8 protein-coding genes are annotated in these 12,502 nt (G+C 57.8%); 4 read left to right on the top strand and 4 right to left on the bottom strand.

What is annotated here, in order from left to right:
* Positions 1-39: 39 nt before the first annotated feature.
* Positions 40-477, top strand: a complete 438-nt coding sequence (locus tag BM155_RS03730; protein ID WP_067153473.1) for a universal stress protein — start codon at positions 40-42, stop codon at positions 475-477.
* Positions 478-631: 154 nt separating this feature from the next.
* On the opposite strand, the gene BM155_RS03735 is transcribed toward BM155_RS03730, so the two are convergent.
* Positions 632-2,503, bottom strand: coding sequence for an ATP-binding cassette domain-containing protein (locus tag BM155_RS03735; RefSeq protein WP_074901137.1), 1,872 nt, complete (start codon positions 2,501-2,503; stop codon positions 632-634).
* A gap of 150 nt (positions 2,504-2,653) precedes the next feature.
* On the opposite strand from BM155_RS03735, the gene BM155_RS03740 reads away from it, so the two are divergent.
* Positions 2,654-4,630: a transglycosylase SLT domain-containing protein gene (locus BM155_RS03740; RefSeq protein WP_074901139.1), complete on the top strand. Its 1,977-nt coding sequence runs from the start codon at positions 2,654-2,656 to the stop codon at positions 4,628-4,630.
* A gap of 228 nt (positions 4,631-4,858) precedes the next feature.
* On the opposite strand, the gene BM155_RS03745 is transcribed toward BM155_RS03740, so the two are convergent.
* Together BM155_RS03745 and BM155_RS03750 are read right to left on the bottom strand one after the other, a co-directional pair.
* Positions 4,859-5,113, bottom strand: a complete 255-nt coding sequence (locus BM155_RS03745; protein WP_074901141.1) for a glutaredoxin family protein — start codon at positions 5,111-5,113, stop codon at positions 4,859-4,861.
* Positions 5,110-5,967, bottom strand: a complete 858-nt coding sequence (locus tag BM155_RS03750; RefSeq protein WP_074901142.1) for an FHA domain-containing protein — start codon at positions 5,965-5,967, stop codon at positions 5,110-5,112. Before BM155_RS03750 ends, BM155_RS03745 begins: the two co-directional genes overlap by 4 nt.
* A 319-nt stretch (positions 5,968-6,286) precedes the next feature.
* Here BM155_RS03750 and BM155_RS03755 point away from each other — a divergent pair, with 319 nt between their 5' ends.
* Positions 6,287-7,210, top strand: coding sequence for a PP2C family protein-serine/threonine phosphatase (locus BM155_RS03755; protein WP_074901144.1), 924 nt, complete (start codon positions 6,287-6,289; stop codon positions 7,208-7,210).
* A gap of 17 nt (positions 7,211-7,227) precedes the next feature.
* Positions 7,228-9,630 (top strand): bifunctional serine/threonine-protein kinase/formylglycine-generating enzyme family protein, encoded by a 2,403-nt coding sequence (locus BM155_RS03760; RefSeq protein WP_074901145.1) that lies wholly within the window; start codon positions 7,228-7,230, stop codon positions 9,628-9,630.
* 98 nt (positions 9,631-9,728) lie between these two features.
* Here the strand turns inward: BM155_RS03760 and rlmKL are convergent, their stop codons facing one another.
* Positions 9,729-11,921: a bifunctional 23S rRNA (guanine(2069)-N(7))-methyltransferase RlmK/23S rRNA (guanine(2445)-N(2))-methyltransferase RlmL gene (gene rlmKL / locus BM155_RS03765; RefSeq protein WP_074901147.1), complete on the bottom strand. Its 2,193-nt coding sequence runs from the start codon at positions 11,919-11,921 to the stop codon at positions 9,729-9,731.
* Between the last annotated feature and the right edge of the window lie 581 nt (positions 11,922-12,502).

Consider the following 12,502-nt stretch of genomic DNA (forward strand, 5'->3'; position numbering starts at 1 on the left):
CAGCAAAAACTTGAAATAATAGGAAGGAGCGGAGGACTTATGGCCGGTTACAAACGCATTCTCGTCGGTTTAGATCTTTCGGAGGAATCCTCGCAGATACTGGAAAAAGCCGGGGAGATCAGCAGGGCCTTCGCCGCCGAAGTCAGCCTCGCCCATGTGATTGAGCCGCTGACCTTCGCCTACGGCGGTGATATTCCGATGGATTTATCCGAGGTTCAAGAGCAGCTGCAGACCCAAGCCAGGGAGCAGCTAAGCAAGGCGGCTCAGAGGCTGGATGTGCCGACAGAACGCCAGCACGTCATTCTTGGGCAGCCAGCCACGGAAATACACAGGCTGGCGGACGAGCTTGAAGCGGATCTGATTATCATAGGCAGCCACGGCCGGCACGGTTTGGCTTTGCTACTCGGCTCCACCGCCAACGGCGTATTGCACGGTGCCGGTTGCGACGTACTGGCGGTTAGAGTCCAGAGCGAATAAAAGTCAGGGCGACCGCTTTCACGGTGTAACCGAAGCGTGAAACACAATCGGATACTTCGCCAGGGGAGGCTTGCACGCAGCCACACACAGCGATCACTTTCGCCCTGACTCGCTGGCGGACACACGACCGCATATTGCGAGCCGGTACACCGCTTCATGCGCCCCCGGCCATGCCGTCCAGCTCAGCCCAACGCTCAAAGGCGGCGTCCAACTGCGCCTGTTTTGCTGCCAGCGTCCGCAAACTTTCCTCGACCAACGCTTGCTCCCTTTGATAAAAATCCGGTTGTGCGATGGCCGATTCCAATTCAGCGATCTCCCCTTCCAGTTGCTCAATCAGGCCCGGCAGGCTGTCCAGCTCACGCTGGAGCTTATAGCTGAGCTTTTGCTTTCTGGGCGCTGACTGGGGCTTGCTTTTCACTTTCTCCACCGTCGATTTATCGGCGGAACTGCCGCTTTCTTCCGGCAGCAAAAAACTGCCTCCCTGACGCAGGAAATCGGCATAACCGCCAACATATTCACGCACGATGCCACCGCCCTCGAACGCTAGACAGGAATCCACCACGTTGTCGAGAAAAGCGCGGTCGTGGCTAACCAGCAGTACTGTACCGGGAAAATCCAGCAGCAGCTGTTCAAGCAGCTCTAGCGTTTCCACATCCAAGTCATTGGTAGGCTCATCGAGTACCAGGATATTGGCTGGCTGGCTGAACAGTTTGGCCAATAGCGCGCGGTTGCGCTCACCACCACTGAGAGCCCCGACTTTAGTGCGCGCCTTAATACCACTAAACAGGAAGTCCGCCAGGTAAGACATGGCGTGACGGCTTTTGCCACCGATACTGATGGACTCCCGCCCCCCGGCAATGTTATCCAGCACAGTCAGCTCGGGATTGAGTTGCTGACGGCGCTGGTCGAAGTAAGCCACCTGCTGCTTTGTGCCCAGGCGAACCTTGCCCCCGCCCGGCTGCAGCTCGCCCAGCAAAATCCGGATCAGGGTGCTCTTACCCACCCCATTGGGGCCGATCAGACCCACCTTGTCACCGCGCATCAAGGTAAAGGACAGATCGCGGATCAATGGCGGCTCGCCGGGATAGGCAAAGGATACGTCTGTCAGTTCCGCAACCAGTTTGCCGGACATTTCTCCAGCATCCAGCGCCATCTTGGCGCTGCCCTGTCGATTGCGGCGCGCCTCCCGCTGTCGGCGCAGCGCCTGCAGGGCGCGCACCCGGCCTTCATTGCGGGTGCGGCGGGCTTTGATCCCCTGGCGAATCCAGGCATCTTCCTGAGCCAGCTTCTTATCGAATAGAGCTTCGCTCCTGGCCTCTTCCTCCAACAGTTTTTCCTTTTCCCGCTGATAACGGTCAAAGTCACAACGGAACACGCGCAAGTGTCCGCGATCCAGATCCCACACCGTCTTCGCAAGACGCTGCGCCAGCGCGCGATCATGGCTGACAAACAACAGAGCGCCACGGTATCCGCCGAGAAAATTTTCCAGCCACTCCACTGCGGAAATATCTAGGTGGTTTGTGGGCTCATCCAGAATCAGCAGATCCGGCTGCGTCACCAGTGCCCGGGCCAGCGCGGCACGCCGCTGCCAGCCGCCAGACAACTCGGCAACTATGTGATTTCCGTCGAGCCCGAGCCGGTCTATTACGCTCTCGATGCGCGGCAGCAATTCCCAGCCATGCGCTGCTTCGATTTGCGTCTGCAGATCCGCATCTGGTTCCGCGCGATAATCCGCCAGCCACAGCCCCACCTCACCGAGACCACCGGCTACGTAGCGGTAGACACTGTCGATACAATCCGAGGGCAGCTCCTGGCCCAAGGTCGCCAATACGATCCCCCCGGGGCGCACAATTTCACCCTCGTCCGGCTCAATGTCTCCGGCAATCAGCCTCAGCAGGCTCGACTTGCCCTCGCCATTGCGCCCCACCAAGCAGATGCGGTCGCCGCGCTCTATTTTGGCGCTGACGTTCTCCGCAAGTACCTGCGCCCCGTATCGCAGGCTTACGTCATCCAACTGAAGCAACATAAATAACCACTACAATAACTAATTGAACCGGCGGCACTCACCGCTCGAACGTGCGCAACAAAGAGCGCGAGCTAAAACTGGGTATTTTACGCATTTTTTGTCGCGCTGTTCTGCTAGCCTGACCGGACAGCTTTCAATCGGGTAATTGCAATGTCGATTGGCGCAAAGGGATTCGCGTTTTTCATTACGCTACTACTGACAGCCGTTCCCACTTCGGGACTGGCCGGTGAAGCGGAAGATGCCGTCGCCCAGAGGGAAAAGCTGCGCGCCGCTCGCATGGCTATAGCCCGCGGTGACCTAAACCGCTTGAAGCAGCTCAAAGCGGATTTGAACGGCCACCCTCTTCTTCCCTACATAGACTACTGGGCGCTTAGCAAGGAGCTCTCCCGGCTCCCGTACGACAAAATCGACAAATTTCTCGCCGACAACGAAAACACCGCCATTGGTGACTGGTTACGCGTCCGGGTACTGCGCGAGCTCGGCAGCCGGGCGCGCTTCCGCGCCTACCTGAAGTACTATCGGCCAGAAAAGATAACCCGGGCTTCGCTGCGCTGTTACTACGCTGATGCCCTATCCCGCCACGGCGACAAAGCAGTTGCCTACAGGCTGGTAGAAGAACTATGGCTCGTGGGCAGCTCCCAAGCAGACGAGTGCGATCCCGTATTCCGGCGGTGGATGCAGGACGGAGGCCTCACCCAGGAACTGGCTTGGCAGCGACATCAACTCGCACTACAGAAGGGCAACCTGGATCTGGCCGCATATATCGCCACCAAAATGACGGGAACCTACGCGAAGCTGGCGGCGCTGATGCGTTCGGTACACAAAAATCCAGAGCAACTTCTCGACTATCCGCGCTTCGCCAGTTTCTCGCCCGGCGATTATTCAAGGGAGTACCGCGCCATCGTTGTACACGGTCTTCAACGACTGGCTCAAAATGACGCCACCAGCGCCGATCAGGCTTGGCAACGCTATCAAGCAAGCTACCTGTTCAGCGATGAAACACAGGAAAGGATGCTCCGATACCTGGCTCGACAATTCGCACGCCAGGATAACTTCAATGGTCTGTTGCAATTGGTAAAAGAGCGGCAGTTCACCGATGCCAGCTCCATCGAGTGGCTGGCGCGCCAGTCGTTGCGGGAGCTGGACTGGGAGCAGCTCGCCTTCTGGATCGACCGCATGCCGGAAGAGCAGCAACAGCATGAGCGCTGGCTCTATTGGAAAGCGCGTGCCTTGGAAGAACTATACGGCCGGGAGCGGGCCAGCGCAGCAGTGCAACTGTACAGGAAAGCCGCGCAAAACCGCAGCTATTACGGATTTTTGGCAGCCGATACACTGGGGTTAAATTACAGTTTTATCGACCGCCCGGTTCCCATCAATCCTCAACAAGTCGAAGAGATGGCCGCGCGGCCGGCCATGCGACGGGCACGGGAGTTACAAGCCATCGGCGAGCTCTATCACGCGCGCAGAGAATGGGACTACGCGACCAGAGATATGTCCCATGGAGAATTGCTCACGGCCAGCAAACTCGCCAGCTCCTGGGGCTGGTACCACAAGTCGATTCAATCAGTTCTGGCCGCTGACTATCTGGACGATCTGGAGCTGCGCTTTCCCTTGGCGTTTGCCGATATAGTCGATGATGTCAGCAAAAGAATCGGGGGCAAAACAGCCCTTGACCCCTACTTTATCTACGCCGTGGCCCGGCAGGAAAGCCACTTCAGCCACGATGCAAAGTCTCAGGCTGGCGCTTTGGGACTGATGCAACTGCTGCCATCGACAGCACGCGCAACTGCCCGCCGCGCCGGCGTGAAATACCGGCGCAGTTGGGATCTTCTCAGCCCCAATACCAATATCGCACTGGGCAGTTTTTATTTGAATACGCTGCTGGACCGCTTTGACAACAACCGCATACTGGCCGCGGCGGCCTACAATGCCGGCCCCACGCGAGTGGCCAACTGGCTTAAAGAAACTAAGAACCGCTTGCCTTTCGATGTTTGGATAGAGACGATTCCGTACAGAGAGACCCGCCATTACGTGCAAAACGTGCTGGCTTATTCAGTCATCTACGCCTACCGCAGCGGTACCAAGTTGACACTGCTGCGGAAGAACGAAGCAACCAGCAAGCTTTAATTTAAGGAACCCTCTGATTAAATCACTTTCTGGTGGCAGAGGCTCTTCGCGGGTGGATGTGAAGCTCAGGTGATAGGACGGACATTTCGAAACCGAAGGGTACAGGGATGTATCCTTCGGAGCTACAGGGAAGTACTCGTGCGTTTTCGAAATATCCGTCCTATTACCTGAGCGCCCCAGAAGCTATCATAGTGTTCTCGCGAATTAATCAGAGGTTCCTTAAATAGCCTATTGATGGCGCAGCCACTCTCGCAGTTGCGCACTGTCAAAAGGCCAGCAACAGACTTGGTTGGGATCCCCCAGCCCCACAGCCGGAATACGGGTGGAAAGGCGCTCCATCAGCAATGGGTCATCGGCAATATCCACTTCCCGCAGGCGCAGCTGAAACCGCTCCAGTAGCGGCCAGATTTCCACCTTTGCCTTTTCACACAGGCTGCAACCCAAAGTGGTATAGAGAATCAGCTCGCGGGGTACTGCTGTCATAAAAGTCCCTGGTGGCGCGCCCAAAAAAAGCCCAGAGCCGCCGCAGCAACCAGCAGCCCCCCCATCCAGAGCCACAGACTTCCACCACTATCCGCCAGTTCGCCGCCATTTTCGTACTTGCGGCGCTCCCGGGTCGGCTCTCCGGCAGCGGTCTGCGCGGGCTTAACCACTTTCGCACTCCCCACCTCACTTTTAACGGGAGACGAGGCCAGCGCCGGGCGCACACTGGTCTTATTCCGGTCATCCGCTGGACCAACCACACTGAAGCTGAGGGTATCAAAACGCAGTTCATCGCCACGGCGCACCCGGGATTCAGTGATGCGCTTATTGTTCAGATAAGTGCCGTTGGCCGACCCCAGATCTGTCACGAAAAGCAAACCTTCTCGCACATCCAGGCGTGCGTGACGACGTGACAGGTGAGACAAAGAAAATGTGATATCGCAGTCGTCCGAACGCCCCACCACACTGCTCTCGCGGATGGGGAACACCTTTCCTGCGATCGCCGGATGATTGGCACGCAAAGCCCAGGCGACACTACTGGCCGGTGCAACCTTCTTGAGCCTGGTCACCTTGGGGTCCACAACCCTTAGAGTCCGCCCTCCGATTTGCAATTCGTCGTCGCGCTTCAATGGGCAACTACCCTGTACTGGGGTGCCATTGAGCAGTGTCTGGCCACTTTCTGCGAGGTGATGCAATGTCAGCACATCCCCTTCCACGGTTACTTCAGCGTGCAGCTTGGCCACAGATTCATCGGCGATGGCCAAATCACAGTTACCGGCGCGCCCAATGGTCACTTTGGGTGCTACCAGCCACACACTCACGCTGGCATCCTTCAGGTCACAAAGTTTGAACATGGAGCATTTTCCTTTAACCGTTTTGGCCTGGGGCCAACGGATTTTGATTGCGGCGGCCTGGCAAAACCGCCTGTTTATTATCTCTCGCTCTGATGGCGGCAAGTTTATCACGGGGATTTTCGTTAGCGTATGATGTGGTTTGCAGCTTACAATGGCATCGCGTTCGATAATTGAGAGACATAATGGGCGGTAGCCGGCGCTCCGGCCAATGAACAGGGAACCGGAATCGACCGCATCGCAGGGATGTCCCGCCGACCGCGGCACAGTCGCCTCGGGACGCCGGGTAAACTCAAAAATAACGACAGGTAGTTGCACGCACGTGAGTGAAGCCAAAGTACGTGAAGTATCGCGGCACAAAGGAACAGCCCAGCGCGCCAGCGCCAGCCCGCGCAGTGCCGGCGCAACCCACCCCGGCTACAAGCGCGAACAGAACGAAGACGCCTTCTGGGCCGATGAGGAACTCGGTATCTGGGTGGTAGCGGACGGACTCGGGGGGCACCAGGCCGGTGAAATTGCCAGCCAGACGGTGGTGGAGGAAATTCAGCGCTCCGCCGCGACGGACCGCCACTACGAGCGGGCACTGCAAAGAGCGCACGCCCTACTGCTCGGCGACGAACAGAGCACCGGCAATATGGGTTCCACTGCGGTAGTGGTGGCCGAAGACAACAGCTACTTCCATGTGTACTGGGTCGGTGACAGCCGCGCCTATCTCTGGACTCCCGGCGCTGGCCACGGTCAACTGAAGCAGCTCACCAGTGACCACTCCTACGTGCAAATGCTTGTGGATTCAGGGGCAATCAATTCCACCGAGGCCGCCAACCATCCAAACCGCCACGTGATTACCCGCTGCATCGGCGGCAGCACCAATCCCAAGCTCGAAATCGACCGTGTGTCATCGCCCTGGTCTCCCGGACAGCGTCTGCTGCTGTGTAGCGATGGACTCAGCTCCGAGGTAGAACCGGATCAGATCGCACAAATCCTAGCGGAGAACAGGAACAACCGCCGCGCTGCCGAGCTTCTCGTCGGAGCGGCTCTGGATGCCGGGGGAAAAGACAATATCACCGTGCAGGTCATCGATGCGCCGACTGCGGTGCCAACAGCTCATAAAAAGTGGACTTCCCGCACAGGCAGTGCGCTGAGGGCTTCCGCGCAAATACTGAAACAGCACGGCAAACTACTGTTGCTTCTGGGCACACTTGGCCTAGTCGCAGTCGTTGCCGCCAGACTCATCGGCGCATCTTGAATTACGGAAAGAGGTCGATGGAAGTCGTCAGCAACAGCTCTCTGGAAATTCCTGGCTACCGTATCCTGAAAAAAATCAACCAGGGCGGGATGTCCACAGTATATCTCGCGATCCAGCGCAGTGTGGGCCGCCAAGTGGCGTTGAAGGTGATGTCGCCGGTGCTCAACGCAGACCCGGTGTTCAGCGAGCGTTTCCAGCGAGAGGCAAATATCGTCGGGCAGCTGTCCCACCCCAACATCGTCAGCATCCACGATATCGGCCGCTACCGCAGTCTCAATTACATCGCCATGGACTATATGCCAGGCGGATCGGTATCCGACCGTCTGTCAAAAGGCGCTTTAGAACCGCTGGAGGCCCTGAATGTGGTCCGTGAAATCGCCATGGCACTGGACCACGCCCACAGTAAAGGCTACGTGCACCGGGACTTAAAACCGGAAAATATCCTCTTTCGCGAAGACGGCTCCGCAGTGTTGACGGATTTCGGCGTGGCGCGGGCCGTGGCTCGGACAACTCGTATGACCAGCTCCGGTATGGTGGTTGGCACTCCCCATTACATGAGCCCGGAGCAAGCCCGCGGCGCTGCCATTGACGGACGCGCCGACCTCTACAGCCTCGGCGTGGTTTTCTATGAAATGTTAACCAGCGCCGTACCCTACCAGGCAGAAGAAGCCGTCGCTATCGCAATCAAACACTTGACGGACCCAATACCCCGGCTGCCGGCACGGCACTCTCTTTACCAGAGTCTGATCGACCACTTTCTCGCCAAGGATCCCGAACACCGCTTCCAGCGGGGCCTGGAAGTGGTGGACGCTATAGACCAGCTGCTCGCAGCCCTGGCCGGCAAACCCGCTGCCCAAACCACGCAACTCAACAATACACCGGTGCGCGTCTCCAGCCTGCTGCGCGCCCTTCTTCTAACTATCTACGGCACCATCAGTGACCAGCTGACTAGAGCCTGGGCCCGCTGGCGCGACAAGCCACTAAACAAAAAACCAGTGCGGGCTGAGCAGGAAACCCTGATGCGCATCCATCAGGTAATCCGCCAAGCGCCTGTGCGCAAGCACCGCCAGTGGCTGTTCGGTAGCCTGATCAGCGTCACCGCGGTATCCGCTTGGCTGCTTTTCAGCACAGGGGGTAATGAACAGCAACAGCTGCAGAATTACCCTTTATTGAACGGGGCCAGCGCCCTTCCCGCACGATCTCCGCAACCGGGCACAACCGGAAGAAGCGGCACACCGAAACCGAAGGAAACGCCGCAGGAGCGGATGACACCGGTAGCTGTTGAACACCCAACAGTGCCAAATACCGCGCAAGTTACATCCGCTACAGGCGAAGCGGCTGCCCGGACAGAGGAAGGGGAAGCCGACAAGCAGGTCGCAGGTACAGCTCAGATATCTGCCGCGACCGAGTCCACCCCCGCATTCGAGAGTGAGGCCCCCTCTCCCGCCCAAGCCGCTTCCCCGGAGATGGAAGTCTACCAGCTCACCGTGCACCCGAATCCCAGGGACGCGAGAGTGCGCATCATGAACATCGCTCCCCGTTACCAGCCCGGCATCGAATTGGCACCGGGCAGGTACGATCTGGAAGTCAGCAAGCCGGGTTACACAACGGTTCGTCGCTGGATTACCATCAAAGACGGCGATCTGACAATTCCGGTGCAGCTGAAGCGAGCCTGGTACCATGGCAAAACATTCCGTTCCCCCCTGTCATCTGGTGAACAGGGTCCTGAAATGGTCGTGGTCAAAGGCGGCCAATTCCGTATGGGCAACGACAAACGCGCCGTCTCCAGCCCCGCGCACAAGGTAACCATCGCCAAAGCCTTTGCCATCTCCACACACGAAATCACCTTCGACGACTACGACCGTTTCGCCGACGCCACTGGCGCCGCACTGCCCGGTGACGAGGGTTGGGGACGCGGCAGCCGGCCGGTGATCAATGTCAGCTGGCACGATGCACAGCAATACGCGAAGTGGTTGTCGAAGGAGACAGGAAAACGCTACCGCCTGGCAAGTGAGGCGGAGTGGGAGTACGCTGCCAGAGGTGGTGTACAGGCCCCCTTCTGGTGGGGTGGCGACGATCCACGGGGAAAAGCCAACTGCCGCCGCGGCTGTGCCAGTGAGTTCAACGGGCTGTTTTCTTTCTCCAGTGCGCCAACGGGACACTACCAGGCCAACCGTTTTGGCCTATTTGACACTGCCGGAAATGTAGCCGAATGGGTACAGGACTGCTTTGCCAGCGGCTACAGCAAACACCGCAGCGACGCCCGCCCAGTCCTAATATCCAACTGTGAGCTGCGCACAGTTCGCGGCGGTTCCATGCGCTCGCCGCTCAAAAATATCAGTTCCGACTACCGCGAAGGCTTACGCGAAGACGCCATGTCCCGCGAAGTGGGCTTTCGCGTGGTGATGGAGCTCGAATAGTGAGGAGCCTGAGCGGCGCGTGAGCGCCGTATCCATAAACTGCAAACGTACGGAAATAGTGTGACGCGGTGCGATCCATGATCGCACCCACTCATCAGCTAACGCTCAGGATGCTTTATTTCCCACACATTGTGAATTTTCGGATTGCGCTGGAAATCCCTGTCCAAAAGCGGCAACGTTTCCACATTAAACTCCGCCGCTAGCTCCTTATCCATTTTGAAAGTGCGTAAATTGTTGGAAAACACCAGGGTTCCCTCCGGCCCCAACAGGTTCATACACTGGCGAATCAGCTTGGCGTGATCCCGCTGGATATCCAGCACGCCGCGCATCTTCGCGGAATTGGAAAAGCTCGGCGGATCGAGAAAGATTAAGTCGTAGCCGCCGCGCCGATTCTGCTGAGCGGAATCGAGCCAGCGCAGACAGTCTGCCTCTACCAGTTGGTGCTGTCGACCGTCCAGGTGATTGCGCCGGAAGTTGCGAGCCGCCCAGGCCTGGTAGGTCTTCGACATATCGACGCTGGTACTTTGCCGGCAACCGCCCAGTGCCGCCTGCACAGTGGCACTGGCGGTGTAACAAAAGAGGTTCAGAAAGCGCTTACCATGAGCCCGTTCGCGCAAATACTGGCGCACCGGCCGATGGTCCAGGAAGAGCCCGGTGTCCAGGTAGGCGTAAAGATTCACCTCCAGTTCGGCCCCGTATTCATTGACCCAAAAAGACTTCGCAGCCTCTGTTTGCTTCCGATATTGGCCACCGCTCTTGTGGCTGTGCCTGCGGCGTTCCTTGATACTGATAGCACCTTGAGGAATTTCCAAAACCTGCTGTACCGCCCGCACAAGGTCTCGCAGTCGGGTGCGCGCCTTGTGCTCATCGACAGTAGACGGCGCGCGGTATTCCTGCACATGGGCGTGCCGACCGCCGTCAAGAGACTGATAAATATCGATTGCCGCCGCGTACTCAGGCAGATCCGCGTCGTAGAGACGATAGCAGTCGATTCCGTTCCTCTGCGCCCACTTGCCAATAGTGCGCAAGTTTTTGCGCAGGCGGTTAGCCACCATTTCAGCTTCGGGGGAAAGCGCCGGCTTGCCTTCTTCCACCTTTGCGTCAGCGGCATGCTCGCGAACATTGAACATTAACAAGCGGCTGGGAATACTGCCGTTGTATAACTGGTACTGTTTGTGGGAGCGCAATCCCGTGTCAAAACCGAGTTCGGGATTGCCGGTGAAGATTCCAACCTGCCAGCCGGGGAACTCTCTTTTCAATTGGCGCCCAAGTTCCGCGTAGGTCTCGCGCAGGGCCTCCTGCTCACCGAGCCGCTCACCGTAGGGAGGGTTGGTCAGCACCAAACCGCGTTTGACCTGCCGGTGGGTAGGCACCTTAAAAGCGGATACCGGTCGGCAGCTGACCCGCACGTGTCGCTCGAGGCCGGCACGGGCAATATTGGCCTCAGCGGCAAACAGCACTTTCGCGTCTGCGTCGTAGCCACGGATTTCCGGCAATTCCCGCTCCAACCCTCTCCGCCGACGTTCCAGGGCTTCTTCGCGCAGGCAATTCCAAATGTCGCTCTGGTGATTCAGCCAGCGCTCGAAGCCAAAGCTGTCGCGCTGCAGGCCGGGCGCTATGTCCGCGGCCATCATCGCCCCCTCTACGAGTATGGTGCCGGAGCCACACATAGGATCCAACAAGGCGCCACCAGCAGCCGCTATTTGCGGCCAGCCCGCGCGCAACAGCAGCGCCGCGGCCAGATTTTCCTTCAGCGGCGCGGCACCGATATGCGTGCGGTAGCCGCGCTTGTGCAGACTGTCTCCACTCAGGTCTACAGCGATATCCAGTTTGTCCCGGTGCAGGCGTAGCGCCACAGTCAGATCCGGGTTGTGACGACTCACCTGTGGTCTCGCGCCACTTTGCTTGCGCAGGCGGTCGACGATCGCGTCCTTGGCTTTCTGGGCACCGAACTGGCTGTTGCGAATCTCGCGGTTCGTCCCCGAGAACTGCAGCCACAGCGTACCCGATGGACTGATATGCTGCTCCCACGGTAGTTCGACCACCGCATGATAGAGGTCTTCGGCATTGTCGATACGCACCTGTGCGAGACACAGTAGTACGCGGTTGGCAAGGCGGCTCCAAAGACAACAGCGGTAAGCCAGTGCCAAAGGACCGGTGAAATGCACAGCCGCTGGCTGCTCACGTATTTCCACTGCGCCGAGATCCCGCAGTTCCGCAACGAGCAGCCCCTCTAGACCTTTGGGGCAAGTGGCGGTGAATGTCTGTGTTCCTGCTAAATATTCAGTCAAAATTTGTTACTCACTCGCATCGGAACGCGGAAACCGCTGGTGCAGTAGTTTTGCAATGCAAGTTTCCAAGCGCTCATTACAAAGTCAAACATTATCAGCCGTGCCAGTACGATGGAATCTCTGATCGATGTATCAGGGCACTGTCATTGGTTTCGGGCGCTCAGGCAACGGGATAGTTTTTTCGCAAACGCACGGGTACGTCCCTACCGGTCCGACGGTTTCGAAATGTCTATTCCACCATCCGGATCTCTCATCTGACCTTGAAGTCTCTTTACCTGCGGCCAGCGAAGCAATCAGAGAATCCCTATACAGTTTTCTTCTATAAGACATAACGCTAAGACAAAAGCGTTTGTTCACAGGCCGATCACTTTTTGTTCTACTGAAAACGGCACATATTGCCGCTCGCTCTAGGAGCCAGCGGCTCCAAGAGCGAAAACGCGGCTCAGTGAATGAAACAGTGTGCCCCTATAAGCGCTTTTTTTGATTTTCCACCAGCGACAATAGGCTTGCAGCACCGCAAGTAGAAACAGAAGGCGCTGTACCGACCGGACCAAAAGGTTGACTACGCTTACAAGTGCAGA

Origin of the sequence: Microbulbifer thermotolerans (assembly GCF_900112305.1) — a bacterium.
Taxonomy (GTDB): domain Bacteria; phylum Pseudomonadota; class Gammaproteobacteria; order Pseudomonadales; family Cellvibrionaceae; genus Microbulbifer; species Microbulbifer thermotolerans.